The sequence below is a fragment of the Paraburkholderia sp. RHO2 genome (assembly GCF_050955445.1).
Classification (GTDB): Bacteria; Actinomycetota; Actinomycetes; order Mycobacteriales; family Mycobacteriaceae; genus Prescottella; species Prescottella agglutinans_A.
Window position 1 is genome coordinate 2,396,041 of record NZ_CP162617.1, and the last position, 16,134, is coordinate 2,412,174.

14 protein-coding genes and 1 pseudogene are annotated in these 16,134 nt (G+C 69.7%); 10 read left to right on the top strand and 5 right to left on the bottom strand.

Annotated features, from left to right (window positions below):
• Positions 1-233 precede the first annotated feature (233 nt).
• From ABTV10_RS11090 to ABTV10_RS11120, 7 genes and pseudogenes are all read left to right on the top strand, one after another.
• Positions 234-1,757: an amino acid permease gene (locus ABTV10_RS11090; RefSeq protein ID WP_499034704.1), complete on the top strand. Its 1,524-nt coding sequence runs from the start codon at positions 234-236 to the stop codon at positions 1,755-1,757.
• A gap of 1 nt (position 1,758) precedes the next feature.
• Complete coding sequence (locus ABTV10_RS11095; RefSeq protein WP_499034706.1) at positions 1,759-2,640, top strand: urea amidolyase associated protein UAAP1; 882 nt, start codon at positions 1,759-1,761, stop codon at positions 2,638-2,640.
• Positions 2,637-3,299 (top strand): urea amidolyase associated protein UAAP2, encoded by a 663-nt coding sequence (locus tag ABTV10_RS11100; protein ID WP_499034709.1) that lies wholly within the window; start codon positions 2,637-2,639, stop codon positions 3,297-3,299. Before ABTV10_RS11095 ends, ABTV10_RS11100 begins: the two co-directional genes overlap by 4 nt.
• Positions 3,300-3,313: 14 nt before the next feature.
• A pseudogene (locus ABTV10_RS11105) lies at positions 3,314-5,263 on the top strand (5-oxoprolinase/urea amidolyase family protein); the annotation flags it as partial.
• Between the two features lie 171 nt (positions 5,264-5,434).
• A complete protein-coding gene (locus tag ABTV10_RS11110; RefSeq protein WP_499034711.1) occupies positions 5,435-6,916 on the top strand; it encodes an MFS transporter in 1,482 nt (493 codons plus the stop codon).
• Between the two features lie 23 nt (positions 6,917-6,939).
• Complete coding sequence (locus tag ABTV10_RS11115; protein ID WP_499034712.1) at positions 6,940-7,497, top strand: TetR/AcrR family transcriptional regulator; 558 nt, start codon at positions 6,940-6,942, stop codon at positions 7,495-7,497.
• A gap of 75 nt (positions 7,498-7,572) precedes the next feature.
• A complete protein-coding gene (locus tag ABTV10_RS11120; RefSeq protein ID WP_499034713.1) occupies positions 7,573-7,995 on the top strand; it encodes a hypothetical protein in 423 nt (140 codons plus the stop codon).
• A gap of 202 nt (positions 7,996-8,197) precedes the next feature.
• Here the strand turns inward: ABTV10_RS11120 and ABTV10_RS11125 are convergent, their stop codons facing one another.
• Positions 8,198-8,323 (bottom strand): BlaI/MecI/CopY family transcriptional regulator, encoded by a 126-nt coding sequence (locus ABTV10_RS11125; protein WP_499034715.1) that lies wholly within the window; start codon positions 8,321-8,323, stop codon positions 8,198-8,200.
• Between the two features lie 539 nt (positions 8,324-8,862).
• Here ABTV10_RS11125 and ABTV10_RS11130 point away from each other — a divergent pair.
• Positions 8,863-9,504 carry a M23 family metallopeptidase gene (locus ABTV10_RS11130; protein ID WP_499034718.1) on the top strand — a complete coding sequence of 214 codons (642 nt, stop codon included), beginning with the start codon at positions 8,863-8,865 and terminating at the stop codon, positions 9,502-9,504.
• 80 nt (positions 9,505-9,584) lie between these two features.
• On the opposite strand, the gene ABTV10_RS11135 is transcribed toward ABTV10_RS11130, so the two are convergent.
• Complete coding sequence (locus ABTV10_RS11135; RefSeq protein WP_433612625.1) at positions 9,585-9,950, bottom strand: RidA family protein; 366 nt, start codon at positions 9,948-9,950, stop codon at positions 9,585-9,587.
• Between the two features lie 106 nt (positions 9,951-10,056).
• Between ABTV10_RS11135 and ABTV10_RS11140 the strand changes: the two genes are divergently transcribed.
• Positions 10,057-11,082: an Rv2578c family radical SAM protein gene (locus ABTV10_RS11140; protein ID WP_499034720.1), complete on the top strand. Its 1,026-nt coding sequence runs from the start codon at positions 10,057-10,059 to the stop codon at positions 11,080-11,082.
• 6 nt (positions 11,083-11,088) lie between these two features.
• Here ABTV10_RS11140 and ABTV10_RS11145 read toward each other — a convergent pair whose 3' ends face one another.
• Positions 11,089-12,240: an acetyl-CoA C-acetyltransferase gene (locus tag ABTV10_RS11145; RefSeq protein WP_499034722.1), complete on the bottom strand. Its 1,152-nt coding sequence runs from the start codon at positions 12,238-12,240 to the stop codon at positions 11,089-11,091.
• Positions 12,241-12,414: 174 nt separating this feature from the next.
• On the opposite strand from ABTV10_RS11145, the gene ABTV10_RS11150 reads away from it, so the two are divergent.
• Positions 12,415-13,554 carry an AI-2E family transporter gene (locus ABTV10_RS11150; protein WP_499034723.1) on the top strand — a complete coding sequence of 380 codons (1,140 nt, stop codon included), beginning with the start codon at positions 12,415-12,417 and terminating at the stop codon, positions 13,552-13,554.
• A gap of 3 nt (positions 13,555-13,557) precedes the next feature.
• Here the strand turns inward: ABTV10_RS11150 and ABTV10_RS11155 are convergent, their stop codons facing one another.
• Both ABTV10_RS11155 and ypfJ read right to left on the bottom strand, forming a co-directional pair.
• Positions 13,558-15,096 (bottom strand): AMP-binding protein, encoded by a 1,539-nt coding sequence (locus ABTV10_RS11155; RefSeq protein ID WP_499034725.1) that lies wholly within the window; start codon positions 15,094-15,096, stop codon positions 13,558-13,560.
• Positions 15,097-15,164: 68 nt separating this feature from the next.
• On the bottom strand, positions 15,165-16,103 hold the full coding sequence (gene ypfJ, locus ABTV10_RS11160) for a KPN_02809 family neutral zinc metallopeptidase (protein ID WP_499034727.1): 939 nt from the start codon (positions 16,101-16,103) through the stop codon (positions 15,165-15,167).
• Positions 16,104-16,134 lie beyond the last annotated feature (31 nt).

The window sequence follows — 16,134 nt, forward strand, 5'->3', positions numbered from 1 at the left end:
CCTTACAGGAAAGCGGCGCAGCAACATTCGCTCCACCTGGGGATGTGAACGCCCGGTCACCCGCGTGTAACCGGGGACATGCGTAGGCAACAGGAACGGCCGGTTCGGACCCACGATCGCAACCTGTGCGACATCGGGCGTGTCGTTCCGCTCGGAAAACTATCGAGCGACAGGTACCAACGCCCCGGGATTTCCCGGGGAGGTGACGATCTCCATCTCCCGCAGGAGGGTTCATGACGGCCACCGTGACGACGGCATCGAACGACCGGGGCGACCTGGCCGAGTTCGGCTACGAACAGCAGTTGCACCGCTCCCTCGGCAAGTTCGGTTCCTTCGCGGCCGGCTTCTCGTTCGTCTCCATACTCACCACGATCTTCCAGTTGTTCGGTCTGGGTTTCGGCTTCGCGGGCCCGGCCTTCTTCTGGACCTGGCCCGTCGTCTTCCTCGGGCAGTTCATGGTCGCGCTGTGCTTCGCGGAACTCGCGGCCCGCTACCCGATCTCCGGCGCGATCTACCAGTGGTCGCGGCGTCTCGGCGGGCAGATCGTCGGCTGGTTCGCGGGCTGGTTCATGATCATCGCGCAGATCGTCACCGCGTCCGCCGCGGCGATCGCGCTCCAGGTGGTGCTGCCGTCGATCCGGCCCGGATTCCAGGTGATCGGCGACGATCCGGCGCTGACGTCACCGAGCGGCGCCGCCAACGCCGTTCTGCTCGGGTCGATCCTGTTGGTGGCGACGACCACCATCAACTGCATCGGCGTGAACTGGATGTCGCGCATCAACAGCATCGGCGTGACCTGCGAGATCGTCGGTGTCGTCGCGGTGATCGGTATGTTCTTCACGCACGCACAGCGTGGTCCCGAGGTCGTGTTCGACACCGGTGTCGCCGGCTCGCAGCCCGGCTACATCTGGGCGTGGATCGTGTCGGGCCTGATGGCCGCATATGTCATGGTCGGCTTCGGCTCTGCCGGTGAACTCGCCGAGGAGACCCACAACCCGCGCCGGGTGGCGCCGCGGACGATCCGGCTCGCGCTGTCGGTGTCGGCGCTGGGCGGCGGACTCATGATCGTCGGGGCCCTCATGGCCGCCCCGAGTCTCACCGACGGACGCCTGGCCACCGAGGGGCTGCCGTACGTGCTGACCTCGATCCTGAGTTCGCCGTGGGGGACCGTGCTCCTGGTCGACGTCGCGATCGCGGTGTTCGTGTGCACGCTGGCGATCCAGACCGCCGCGTCCCGGCTGATGTTCTCGATGGCCCGCGACGGCCGACTGCCGGCCAGCGAGGTGCTGTCGAAGGTGAATCGCCGCACCGGCACACCCATCGCCCCGAGCGTGCTGATCGGCCTGCTGTGCATTGCCGTCCTCGCGGTCAACGTCGGCAACTCCGCGATCTTCGCGACCCTCTCGAGCGTATGCATCGTGCTGATCTATCTGGCGTACCTCATGGTGACGGTGCCGCTGCTGATCCGGCGCCTGTCCGGACGACGGTTCGGCGGCCCCGACGTCGACGCAGACGGTCGAAAGCTGTTCTCGCTCGGTGCGTTCGGAATCCCGGTCAACATCGCGGCCGTCGTCTACGGCGCGCTGATGGTGGTCAACCTGTCCTGGCCGCGCGCCGAGATCTTCAACCCCACAGGCGAATACCCGATCCTCCAGTGGGCCGCCCCGCTCACCGTGCTCGCCGTGGTGCTCGCCGGCGCCGCCTGCTACTCGTCCCGCGCCGAGCGCATCCCGAACCCCGTCACGATTGGAGCCTGATGTGACCACCGGCAACCTGGCCGACCCGTCGACCGACACCTCCACCACCGCGGCCGCCCGAGCGCACGCCCGGGCACAGGCTGGAAGCCGAACCGAGGCGATGCCGGTGCTGCCCGCCGCGGACTGGCCGTCGCCGCCCGCCGGCGTCGCCGCCGACCGGCTCGTCTGGGCCGAGACGGTTCCCGGCGGCCGCTACACCTCGAAAGTGCTGGCCCGAGGGACACGACTGCGGCTCCGCGACCTCGACGGCAACGCGTGCGCCCACGTGCTGCTGCACCGCGCCGACGCGCCGTGGGAACGCCTCAACGTCGCCGACACCGTCAAGGTCCCGTGGCAGGCGTACCTCGCCACCGGGCACCCGCTGCTCTCCGACGCCGGCCGGGTCCTGGCCACCGTCGTCGCCGACACCTCCGGCCACCACGACGCGCTGTGCGGAACCACCACCGCGGCCGCCAATCTGGAGAAGTACGGGGCCGGAGCGCTGCACTCGGCGTCGCCCGCCGGCCGCGAACTGTTCACGGTCGCCGGCGCGAAGCACGACCTGCGGCCGCGGGACCTGCCGCTGTCGCTCTCGTTCTTCCACGGCGTGCGCGTCGCCTCGGACGGCGTCCTCACCAGCACCGGCACGGCCGGAGCCGGAGCGTACGTCGACCTGCTGGCGCACCTGCCGGTGATCGTGCTGATCGCCAACACCGCTCACCCGCTCGATCCCGCACCGGACTTCGCGACGTCGCCGCTCGAGGTGCTCGCGTGGTCCGCGCCCGACGAACTCGACACCCTGCCCACCGGTGATCCCGAGTACCACCGGGCCGTCCTCAACACCGAGGACGCCTGGGCCGCCCTGCACGGTGCGGCATCCCGTGGCGGAAAGGACGCCCGATGACCACCCCGCTTCCCGCCCACGACCTGGCCCTCGTCCCGGGCGAGATCGTCCTCGACGAGACCGTGGCCCCGCGCGGCCCGTGGTCCGCAGTCGTGGCGGCCGGTGATGTCTTGACCATCGTCGACCTGCACGGCAATCAGGCGGTCGACACGCTTGTGTACGCGGCCGGCGACCACGCCCGGCGCTACTCTGCGGCCGCGACCGTCGTCGGTCAGCGCAACCTCTTCCTCACCACCGGCAGTGTGCTGCGGTCCGACGACGGCGACCCGCTCATGACGATGGTTGCCGACGAGGTCGGCAACCACGACACCGTCGGCGGCGCGTGCTCGCAGGAATCGAACACGCTGCGCTACGGCCACCACACCCGGCACCAGCACGCGTGCGTCGAGAACTTCCTGGCGGAGGGCGCTCGGTGGGGCCTCGGCAAACGCGACCTGGTCTCGAACATCAACTTCTTCATGAACGTGCCCGTCGACGCGGACGGGGCGCTCGGGATCGTCGACGGGCTGTCCGCGCCGGGCAAGCGGCTGGCGTTGCGTGCGGAGGTCGACGTGCTGGTGCTGGTGTCGAACTGTCCTCAGGTCAACAACCCGTGCAACGGCTTCGAACCCACCGCCGTGCGCATGATCGTCACCCGGCCGACGGAGGTGCGACCGTGACCGCCAAGTGCACCGTCCTGCGCCCCGGCATGGGCACCACCGTCCAGGACTACCCGGGCCGGGTCGGCTACTGGCAGATCGGGGTGCCGCCGTCGGGGCCGATGGACGACCTGTCGTTCCGCCTCGGCAACGTCGCCCTCGGAAATCCGGAGGGGGCAGCGGGATTCGAGGCACTCATGGCCGGTCCGGCGCTGCGGTTCGACGAGCCGACGACCGTGTGCGTCACCGGGGCGCCCACCCGGGTCACCGTCGACGGCGCCGTCGTCGCGCAGTGGCGTCCGGTCCGCGTCCCGGCCGGGGGAGTCCTCGACGTCGGCGCGGTGGCGGGGCCAGGCCTGCGGATCTACGTCCTCGTCGCCGGCGGCCTGGACGTGCCCGAGTTCCTCGGCAGCGCTTCGACGTTCACGCTGGGACGGTTCGGTGGCCACGAGGGCCGGACGCTGCGGGAGGGGGACGTCGTCGCCCTCGGCGACCCGCCGGCGTCGGTGCCGGCTGCGGTTCCCTCCGAGGCGGTCCCCGCGCTGGCCGAGCACTGGGAGATCGCGGTGACAGAGGGACCGCACGGCGCCCCGGAGTTCTTCACCCGCACCGACATCGACACGCTGTACCGCACGGATTACGAGGTGCACTTCAACTCCGACCGCACCGGCGTGCGTCTCACCGGACCCAAACCGGACTGGGCCCGTCCCGACGGCGGCGAGGCCGGGCTGCACCCGTCGAACATCCACGACAATGCATATGCGGTCGGCGCACTGGACTTCACCGGCGACACCCCGATCCTGCTCGGACCCGACGGGCCCAGCCTCGGCGGCTTCGTGTGCCCGGTGACGGTCGTCGCGGCCGACCGGTGGAAGCTCGGACAGCTCGCTCCCGGCAACACGGTGCGGTTCGTACGGGTGCGGTCGGCGCGGGCGGCGTCGAGACGTGAACTCGGGGTCGGGCGGCGCGCGGCGCTCCCGGCCGTGCTCTCCACCGGCGGCGACGGCGACGACGGCGTCATCGCCCGACGCGACGGTGACATCGCGGTCACGTACCGGCGCTCCGGCGACGACAACGTCCTGGTCGAGTACGGCGACATGACCCTCGACCTGGGACTGCGGGCCCGCGTGCACGCCCTGCACCAGCGACTCGAGGCCGAGCGGCCGGCTGGGCTCCTCGACCTGACCCCCGGCATCCGGTCGCTGCAGGTGCGCGTCGACCCCGACGTGCTGCCGGTCCCGACGCTGCTCGGGCTCCTCGCCGAGGCCGAGGACGGCATCCCGGCGGCGAACGAGTTGGTGGTCCCCAGTCGGACCGTGCGGATGCCGCTGTCGTGGGACGACCCGGCCACCCGGGAGGCCATCGCGCGGTACATGCACGGCGTTCGCGCCGACGCGCCCTGGTGCCCGTGGAACATCGAGTTCATCCGCCGGATGAACGGCCTGGAGTCGGTGAACGACGTGTTCGACACCGTGTTCGGCGCCGACTACCTGGTCCTCGGCCTCGGCGACGTCTATCTGGGCGCGCCGGTCGCGACTCCGCTGGATCCGCGGCACCGCCTGGTGACCACAAAGTACAACCCGGCCCGCACCTGGACGCCGGAGAACGCGGTGGGCATCGGCGGCGCGTACCTGTGCATCTACGGCATGGAGGGGCCGGGCGGCTACCAGTTCGTCGGCCGCACGACACAGGTCTGGAACCACCGCCACCCGCAGGGGTCGGGCCCGTTCGAGGACGGGACGCCGTGGCTGCTGCGTTTCTTCGACCGGATCTCGTGGTACCCGGTCGAGCCGGACGAGCTGCTCGATCTGCGTACCGATCTCGCCGCCGGACGCGGGTCGGGCGGGATCGAGATCGCCGACGGCAGCTTCTCGTTGGCGGACCACGACCGGTTCCTCGCCGAGAACGACGATTCGATCGGGGCGTTCCGGGCGAAGCAGGCGCTCGCGTTCGCCGACGAGCGTCGGCGCTGGGCCGACGCGGGCGAGCTCGCGCGTCGCTGACGCATCGGTCACATCTCCCTCGGAGTGGGACGGCAATTTGCCCGCACGCGGTGAATGGGTGTTCACTCGTGGGTGAACGCCCATTCACCATGGTCGTTGCGGCGGCCGCCCCCCAGGCGGCCGCCGACCGCTCCAGATGTTCGGAGATGATCCATGGCCGCACGTCCCGTCACCGCTCCGTCTCCGGAGGAGACCGCCCCGCGTCGCTCGAGCGCACTGATCACGGCCGTGCTCTGCCTGTGCGGAACGCTCGTCTCCCTGCAACAGACTCTCGTGGTGCCGCTGCTCCCGGACCTGCGGCACATCCTGAACGTGAGCGCCGACAACGCCTTCTGGCTCGTCACGGTCACGCTGCTGACCGCGGCGGTGGCCACCCCGATCGTCTCGCGCCTGGCGGACATGGTCGGCAAGAAGCGCATGATGCTCGTGTCGATGGCGACGATGGTCAGCGGTTCGCTGCTCGCCGCGATCGGCGGCACGTTCGTCACGGTGCTCATCGGCCGCGGCATGCAGGGATTCGCGTCGTCCCTCATCGCGGTGGGCATCGGGATTCTGCGTGACGAGCTGCCGCGGGACAAGGTGCCCGCGGCGACCGCGCTGATGAGCGCGACGCTGGGCATGGGCAGCGCGCTGGGACTGCCGCTGGCCGGCTTCATCTACGCACACCTGGGATGGCACGCGATCTTCTGGATCTCGGCGGCCGCCGGCGCCGTGATGCTCACCGCGGTCGCGATCGTCGTCCCCGAATCGAAGGTCCGATCGCCGGGACGGTTCGACATCCTCGGGGCGATCATCCTGTCCGTCGCCCTCACGGGACTGCTGCTGGGTATCTCCAAGGGCGGGGCCTGGGGGTGGAGCAGCGCGCGCACACTGGGCTGTTTCGCGCTCGCCGTGGTCGTGCTCGCGATCTGGGTTCCCTATCAGCTGCGGGTGACCGATCCGATGGTGAATCTGCGGACGTCCGCGCGGCGGCCGGTGCTGCTGACCAACGTCGCATCGATGATCGTCGGATTCGCGATGTTCGCGAACATGCTCGCGACCACTCAGCAGTTGCAGATGCCGGAGAGCACCGGCTACGGCTTCGGGCTCAGCGTGCTGACCGCCGGACTGTGCATGGTGCCGGCGGGCCTGTCGATGGTGGTGTTCTCCCCGCTGTCCGCGAAGATCACCACCCGGTTCGGTGCCCGCACCACGCTCATCACCGGCGCGCTCGTCCTCGCCGTCGCGTACGTCATCCGGTTCTCGTTCAACGGGTCGGTCGCGTTGATCATCGTGGGCGCGATGGTGGTCAACATCGGGACCGCGATCACGTACTCGGCCATGCCGATCCTGATCATGCAGTCGGTGCCGATCACCGAGACCGCCGCGTCGAACGGCCTGAACTCGCTGCTGCGCTCGATCGGAACGTCGACGTCCAGCGCCGTGGTCACCGCGCTCCTGACCGCGATGACGGTCGAGATCGCCGGCGTCCCGCTGCCCACGTTGGACGCCTTCCGGACGGTGTTCGCCGTCGCCGGATGCACGGCTCTGCTCGCGGCCGCGGTGGCGTGGTTCATCCCCCGCATGCCCCGCAGCGTGCGTACGTCCACCGTCGTCGAGGCCGCGGCTGAGGCCCAGGTCGAGACGGCATCGTGACCCTCGTGACTAGGGTTGGTCGGGTGAGTGGAAAGTCCACGCGGGACAACATCATCGACGCCGCCCGTCGGCTGTTCGCGGAGCGCGGCTACACCGCGACGACCATCAAGGACGTGGCCGAGTTGGCCGGCTACTCACCGGCCATGGTGATGAAGATGATGGGCAGCAAGGCCGAGTTGTACAAGGCGGCGGCGCCGTCGCTGCCCTCGGCGGCCGACGATCCGCACGTGTGCGAGACCGAGGCGCCCGGTTATCGCCTGGTACGCAACATCGTCGAGCGCCGCGACGCCGACGAGTCCGAGCCGTGGGTGATGATGCCGCTGCTGATCCACGAGGCACCCGACCGGGCGGCGGCGCAGGCCGACGCCCGCGAGCGGTACATCCGCGGCATCTCCGGCAAGATCGGCGACACCTCCGACGACAAACTGCCCACACAGATGGTCGTCGCCGTCCTCCTCGGTCTCGCCAGCGGCATCCGGACCGTCGGGATCCTGCCCGCAGACCAGCTCGGCACCGAGGACCTCGTGCGGCAGTACGGAGCCGTGGTCCAATCGATCATCGACGAGATCGAGATGCCGTAACCGGCCGTGTCGGTCAGCTCGCGTTCCGGGCGCGGACGGGCACCACACCGTTTCGCTCTCCCGCAGGAGGTTGCCGTGATGAATCTCGTTCGCCGACCGGCCGTCTGCACGGCTTTGGTGATCGGCTCGTTTCTGGCGCCGGTCGCCGTCGCGACCGCGGCGGTGACCGTTCCGTTCCAGATCGACCCGGCGCCGTTCGGGAACCCGAACGGCAGCTTCGACGCGCCCGCGGTCCGCTGCACGGCCGTGGTCGGGGAACAACCTGGCACGGTGACGATCACCGGCGGCAAGGAAGACCGGTGGGGATGCCCCCTCTCGTCCGAGGTGCATTGGCTGAACCTGTCGACCGGGGCGTCCGGATCCGCCCGACTGTCCGACGGACTCGGCGGATTCCCGGCCGAGGCGATCCTGCGGACGGGCGCGGGGCAGCTCGCCGTCACCGTCCTGCCCGCGGCCGGAACGATCACCCCGGGCATCGCGGTCTTCTACGTGCCGTAGCTGCCACGATCGGTCAGCGCAGGGTGTCGGCGACATTCCACGCGTCGACACCCGGTCGAGGTGCGTTGCCCCGGCGGGTCAGGCGGGTCGGCACGCCCGGCGCGGGCCGCGTATGTCAGGAGGCGGAGTGCCGCGCTCATCGAGGTTCCTCGGGGGGTCAACCGCTCGAGGGCCGTCCGCAGGCTCGCGGACTCCTCCTCGCTCATCTGCGGTGCAGGTTGTCCATGGTCGACATCACGGTGGTGTAGGCGATGTCGCGTTCCCGAGCGAGTTCGTCGAACACCTGCCGGACCGTCGCGGCGCCCTCCCGGCCCCAGAGCCGGTCCATCCCACGGCTTCGAGCTCGCCGAATCCGCGAACACGCACGCTTGCCTCCCGTTATCGTCGCTCCTCAGGAGACGACGCCGGTTTTGCCCCGGACGCCGCACGAATCAGGGGTGGAAATCCGGCAACGGAGTTTCGACGCTTTGTTACGTCCTACGTACAGAGACAGTAGATGGGGAGGTCTGCCAGTTCGCCACCGTCCACCTCGAAAGGCGGATCCGCGCATATGCCGTTCCCACCACCTGCGTCCCGGTCGTACGGGGTAGCGACGATTCCGGTGTGGGGTTCGGCCCTTGCGGTCGGCTGCGGCGAGGGGTCCGGCGAATGTCGTCGCAGTCCGCGTCCCGACCGCCACGGCGTCGAAAACGTGCAGGTCGAGGCGTCGTCCGCGGCCGATTCGGGGCGTTGGCGGAGCCGGCACCCCGGGCATTCGAGTTGCGAGCACCGTCGGGGTATGGAAATTGTTCGTCTCAGGATTCGTAGCGAGTTTTGTCCAAGTCGGTTCCATCGAACCGATCAAACGCTCGACGAAAGGGTGTGGGAATGGGACGTTCGAAGTGGCAGTTGGGAATCCGACGCGTGGTCGCCGGTGTCGTGTCGGCCGCGGGCCTGACGGGTGCACTCGTGATCGGTTCCGGAGCGACGGCATCGGCGCAGCCCGCGCTCCCGCCGGTCGGTTCGGCGGAAGTCGCGCAGTTCTTGAACGACGCCGCCGGGATGGTGGAGAGCGTGACCGGGGCAGTCCGGAGCCTGCAGAGCCTCGACTTCGGCTCGAGTTCCGGACTGCCGTTCGGCAGCATGGGACTCGGCGGTGTGGTCAGGCCTGCGTCCGGTCCCATCACGACGCGGTTCGACGGCGGGCACATGGGCATCGACATCGCCGCTCCGATGGGGGCGCCGATCCTCGCCGCCGCCGACGGCACCGTCATCAACGCGGGCCCCGCATCCGGATTCGGACTCTGGGTCCGGATCCGTCACAACGACGGCACCGTCACGACCTACGGCCACAACGACGTCAACTTCGTCTCGGTGGGGCAGCGGGTATCCGCCGGTCAGCGGATCGCGAACGTCGGTAGCCGCGGCAACTCCACCGGTCCGCACCTGCACTTCGAGGTCGACCTGCCCGGCGGGATCAAGGTCGACCCGGTCCCGTGGCTCGCGGCGCGCGGCGTGTTCATCTTCTGACTGCCGGTTTCGGGTCCTCGAACGACTCGGACCGTCCGGCCGGCGGTGCCGGTCGGACGGTCCGAGGTGGGACGGCGTTCTCAGTCGGTGACGACGGCGTCGGCCTCGATCTCGATCAGCAGATCGGAGTCGATGAGCGCGCTCACCTCGAGAATGGTGGTGGCCGGGCGGATGTCGCCGAACACCTCACCGTGTGCGAGGGCGGCCTCCTCCCACTTCGACATGTCCCGCAGGTACATCCGGGTGCGGATGACGTCGGTCAGCGAGGCGCCGGCCTCGGTCAGCGAGGCGGCGATCGTCGCCAGGGCGCCGCGCGTCTGCTCCTCGAGCGTGGCGCCGGGCGCCGTCGTGCCGGACACGGCGATCTGGTTGCCGATGCGCACCGCGCGCGAGTAGCCGATCTTGGGCTCCCACTCGGAACCGGACGAGATGTTCTTTCTGGTCATGCGCCAGATTCTGTCAGGCGGGTGGGGGGCCGGCGCGCGCGCACCGTTCGAACACGATTTCGACTCTTCTGTTGACACTGGTTCGCACGCGTGTTCGACTGTCGTCATGAGGTGGCAGGGGCAGGCACTCGACGCGAACGACAACGCGCTCCCGGGGCTGGAGCGCGCGGGGCTCATGCGCAGCGTCCGGACGCCGGAGTTCGACGGGATCACGTTCCACGAGGTGCTGTGCAAAAGCGCCCTCAACAAGGTGCCGGAGGAGTCGGCGCTGCCGTTCCGCTTCACGGTCAACACCTTTCGCGGGTGCACGCACGCGTGTCGATACTGCTTCGCGCGGCCCACCCACGAGTATCTGGATCTCGATTCCGGGCGCGACTTCGACACCCAGGTGGTGGTCAAGATGAACGTCGCCGCCGTGTTGCGGAAGGAGCTGGCGCGCCGATCGTGGAAGCGTGAGCACGTCGCGCTCGGCACCAACACCGACCCGTACCAGCGGGCCGAAGGGCGCTACCGGCTCATGCCCGCGATCATCGGTGCGCTCGCGGAGTCGCGCACCCCGTTCTCGATCCTCACCAAGGGCACGCTGCTGCAACGGGATCTGCCGCTGTTGCGGCAGGCCGCCGAGCAGGTGTCCGTCGGCATCGGGGTGTCGCTCGCGATCCACGACGCCGAACTGCAGAAGGCGATCGAGCCCGGTACCCCGTCCCCGAAGGCGCGCCTCGAACTGATCCGATCGGTCACCGATGCGGGGCTGCCGTGCAATGTCATGGTCGCGCCGGTCATTCCGTATCTCACCGACGGGGCCGCGCACCTCGACGGCCTGTTGTCCGCGATAGCGGAGGCCGGGGCCACCGGCGTCACGATCTTCCCGATGCACCTACGGGGGAGCACGCGTGGGTGGTTCCTGAATTGGCTCGCGTCCGAGCATCCGGCGCTGGTGCGGCGGTACCGCCAGCTGTACGGCCGGGGTGCATACGTCACCCCCGAGTACAAGGCGTGGCTCAAGGCGCGCGTCGAACCGATGGTCGAGAAGTACGGCCTGGGTGGGCGATCCGAGCACCGCGCCGCTCCCGCTGCCGAGCGGCGCGAACTCGTAGGTGCCGGCGCGGCCCCCGATCCCACACTGTTCTGAACGGCGTCAGCCCAGGCGTTCGACGATGAGCACGTTCGCCGTCCCGCCGCCCTCGCACATCGTCTGTAGTCCGTACCGCCCGCCGGTTCGCTCGAGTTCGTTGAGCAGCGTCGCGAACAGCTTGGTCCCCGTGGCGCCCAGGGGATGTCCGAGGGCGATGCCGCCGCCGTTCACATTGACCTTCGCGGGGTCGGCGCCGGTCTCGGCGAGCCACGACAGCACCACCGACGCGAACGCCTCGTTGATCTCGACGGCGTCGAAGTCGTCGATGCTCATGCCGGTCTTCCGCAGCGCGTACTGCGTGGCCGGGATCGGCGCGCTGAGCATGAAGATCGGATCGGCGCCGCGGACGCTCATGTGATGGATGCGGGCGCGCGGAACGAGGTTGTGCGCCTTGACCGCCGACTCCGATGCGACGAGGACGGCACTGGCCCCGTCGGAGATCTGGCTCGCCAGCGCGGCGGTGAGGCGGCCGCCCGGCCGCAGCGGCTGGAGTTCGGCCATCGCCTCCAGGCTCGTCTCGCGCGGTCCCTCGTCGACCGTGACGTCGCCGATCGGAACGATCTCGCGCCCGAACCGTCCCTCCGCGATCGCCGCGTGTGCCCGCTCGTGGCTGCGTAATGCCCAGCGCTCCATGTCCTCCCGGCTGATGCCCCACTTCTCGGCGATCAGTTCGGCGCCGTGGAACTGGGACACCTCCTGGTCGCCGTAGCGTTTCGCCCACGCGGTCGATCCCGTGAACGGATCGTCGAACCCGAAGTCGCGGCCGACGGTCATCGCCGCGGAGATCGGGATCCGGCTCATGTTCTGGACGCCGCCGGCGAGGATCAGGTCGGATGTTCCGCTCATCACTGCCTGCGCCGCGAAGTGCAGTGCCTGCTGGCTCGACCCGCACTGCCGGTCGACGGTGGTGCCGGGCACCTCCTCGGGCAGTCCAGCCGCGAGCCACGATGTCCGCGCGATGTTGCCGGCCTGTCCGCCGATCGCGTCGACGCAGCCGAAGATGACGTCGTGGACAGCCGCCGGATCGAGGTCGGTCCGGTCCATCGCCGATCGGATCACGCCGGCTCCCAGGTCGATCGGGTGGACCGCCGCCAGAGCGCCGTTCCTCCTGCCGACGGCGGTCCGAACCGCGTCGACGATGTATGCCTCGGTCATGGGAGCCCTCCTCGATGCCACGAATAATCAGTTAGATAATTTATCTATACAGCACGCGATGGCGTCCGTCCAGGTCGGGCACGCGGGATTCGTCGGCCTGCGATCCCCGGCCGAACCTCGCCCGGGCGGGTAGGTTCCCGCGTAGGGCAGCAATCGTCACGGGGCGGAGGTGTGATGGCCGGCGACGACTCGCAGACCGGCTCGGACGGGCCGGCCTCGACCGACGACAACCGAAAGGCGAATCTGCGCTCGCTGCGGATCGCGCTCGTCTATGTCCTGCTCGCGGTCGCGGCGTACCAGGTGGCGGGCTGGCTGTTCCACAACACCCGCGGCTTCCTCGGCGTGCTGTTCCTCGCGTGGCTGGCCAGCGTCACCATCGAACCGGTCGTCGACCGCCTCGAACGGGCCGGGCTGCGGCGCGGTGCGGGAACCGGATTGGTGCTGATCGGGACGATCGTCTTCGCCATCGGGTTCGTCGCGATCTTCGGCGCGCTGCTCGCCGAGCAGCTGGCGCAGTTGCTGGGCGCCCTGCCGGACGCCCTCACCCGCGTCACCGAATGGGCCAATCGCACCTTCGGCACCGACTTCGCCACCGGCAAGGACCTGATCAAGGTCACACCCGAGACCATCCGGGACCTCGCCGAGAGGTACACCCCCGGGGTCCTCGGTGTCGTGTCCACCCTGGTCGGAGTGGTGTTCCAGGCGGCAACGGTGCTGCTGTTCGTCTTCTACATGTCGGCGCAGGGGCCGCAACTGCGCCGCACCATCTCGAGCTGGTTCCCCGCGCGGCAGCAGAAGATCATCGCGACCGTGTGGGAGATCTCGGTCGACAAGGCCGGCGGATACGTCGTGTCCCGGGTGATCCTCGCCGCGATCAGTGCGGTCGTCACGGGCATCTTCTTCCTGGCGATCGGCGTCCCGTACTGGCTACCGCTCGCGATCTGGACCGGCGTCGTCTCCCAGTTCATTCCGACCCTCGGCACGTATCTCGCGATCGCGCTGCCGGCGATCATCGCCGCGGCGGCGCAGCCCTTCGACGGCGTGTGGGTGGTGCTGTTCGGTACCGCGTACCAGCAGATCGAGAACTACATCCTGCATCCACGGATCACCTCGCGGACCGTGTCGATCCATCCCGCGGTCGCGTTCGGGTCGGTGATCGTCGGTGCCTCGCTGTTCGGGGCACTCGGCGCGCTGGTCTCGGTGCCGGTGGTGGCGGTGATCCAGGCGATCGTCGAAACCTACGGGCACCGTTACGAACTCGTCCACGAGGAGGAACCCGAGTCCGCCGGGGGCGCGGAGGACGAACCCGACTGAGGGTCAGCGGCCGGCCCGATAGGGGGCCCGCAGCACCCGCTTGCTGAGCTTGCCCATCGCGCTGCGGCCGAGGTCCTCGCGGAACTCGATGGTGCGCGGCACCTTGTAACCGGCGAGCGTGCCGCGGCAGTACTCGACGAGGTCGGCGGCGGCGGGTGCACGGTCGGGGCAGCGCGGGACCACGAGCGCCAACACCGATTCCCCCATGTCCGCGTCGGGCACACCGATGACCGCGACGTCCGCGACGCCCGGGTGGGAGGCGAGGACATGCTCGATCTCCGCCGGATAGATGTTCACGCCGCCCGAGATGATCATGTCGGTCTCGCGGTCGGTGATGAACACGAAGCCGTCGCCGTCGACATAGCCGACGTCGCCGAGCGTGAACAACCCGGGCCGGATCAACGCCTCCGACGTCTTCCCTGCCGCACCGAGGTAGGCGACCGAGCGGCCGTCGCGCTCCTCGAACGCCAGCCTGCCCTCGGCGCCGGCCGGCAGCTCGTTCCCGTCCACGTCCACCGCGACGGCGCGGACGAACGGTGGCCGCACCCGCCCGACGCTGCCCGGCCGCGTCAGCCACTCGGCCGACGAGATTCCGCACAGCGGACCGGATTCGCTGCCGCCGTACGAATCGAACAGCACCGGGCCGAACCAGTCGATCATCGCGCGCTTGACGTCGTGCGGGCACGGTGCGCCGGTATGGGTGACCAACCGCAGCGAACCCACGTCGTAGCGCGCGCGGACGTCGTCGGGCAGTGACAGCAGGCGGTGGAAGTGCGTCGGCACCATGAGCGACGTCGCGATCCGGTACCGGTCGATCGTCGCGAGCACGGCCTCGGCGTCGAACCTCTCGAGGACGGTGACCGGACGGCCGCACGCGATGAGGCGCACCCCGGCGAGAGGACCGGTGTGGTGGAGCGGGCCGACCACCAGGTGACCGGGCCACTGCGCGAGCGGGAGCGCGCGCATCGACCGGACGTAGGCGTCGACCGTCGCACCCGGATCGGGGCTTCCGGCAAGGGCATTGACCCCCTTCGGGGTCCCGGTGGTGCCGGACGTATAGGAGAGGAACGGCAGTGCGGGAACGTCGGACGGCGGGTCGTCGTCCGACGCCTGCGCGAGCCACCCGTCCCACGGCGTGATCCCGTCGGCTGCGTCGTCCGGGCAGCGCCAGCCCACCACCAGCGGCACCCCGGCGAGCCGAGCGGCCTCGGTGCCGACGGCGGCGTTCTCCGGCCCGACGAACAGGGCCGCGGCCCCGGAATCCTCGAGGATGTACGCGAGTTCCGGGGCGGTCAGGTGGAAGCTCGCCGGAACGGGGGAGCAGCCCGCGTGGATGATGCCGACGTGCGCCAGGATCGTCTCCGCGCTGTTACGGGCGAACACCGCGACCCGGCGGTCGGGGCCCAGCGTGCTCGCCCGCAACGCGTTGGCGACCCGATTGACCACCACGTCGACGTCCGGCCAGGACATCTCGATGCGACTGTCGCGCAGGGCGATCTCGTCGGGCGCCTCGAGTGCGCGCTCGCGGTGCACGGTCGCCACAGGTGCCCTCCCAGGAAGTGTCGTCGACGGTCGTCCGCGACCGCCGAGGACAGGCTATGCGGGAGCGTTCAGCGCAGTCCGGCGGGACTGTCCAGATTGCGCGCCGAGTAGGTGTCGCACGCGCTGACCTGGCCCGTCTTGTAGCCGGTGATGAACCACTTCTGCCGCTGGTCCGACGAGCCGTGCGTCCACCCCTCCGGGTTGACGCGCGCACCGGCGGACCGCTGGATCCGGTCGTCGCCGACGGCCGACGCGGCGGACAGCGCGTCGCGGATATCGGCCTCGGTGAGCGGCTTCAGGAGCGGCACACCGGTGTCCGGGCGAGGTTCGGTGGCCGCGTAGTGGGCCCAGATCCCGGCGTAACAGTCCGCCTGCAACTCGGTGCGCACCGCCTGCGAGGTCGCACCGCGCGGATCCTGCTGCGCCCGGCCGATGTCGCCGAGCTGGTTCTGGATGTGGTGACCGAACTCGTGGGCCACCACGTACTCCTGCGCGAGGGCGCCGTCGTTCGCGCCGAACCGATCGGTGAGGAGCTGGAAGAAGCTGGTGTCGAAATACGCAGTCGAATCGGCGGGGCAGTAGAACGGGCCGACGTCGCTGGTCGCGTTGCCGCACCCCGTGCTCACCGCGCCCGAGAAGAGGCGCACCTGCGGTGCCGTGTACTCGACGCCGGTCTGCGCCGGCAGCTGCGGGCCCCACACGTCGTCGAGACTGCCGACGGTGTACAGCACGCGGCAGTCGACGTCCCGGTTGGCGTCCGCGCCGTTCTTGCACTTGGCGGCGAGGCCGCCGCTGACGGCGCTGGTCCCGGAGTCGACGGGCGCTCCCGTCGCCCCTGACAGGCCGCCGAGTATCGAACCGGGATCGCCGCCGAGGAGGAGCGCGAGGACCAGGACGACCAGGCCGCCGGCGCCGCCGCCCAGCACGAACTTGCCACCGCGGCCACCGCCGCCACCGCCGACCGAGACTCGCCCCGGATCGACGTGTGCACCCTCGTTGAACGTCATCGCGTTGACTCCCTGTCCGAAACTGGTTGTG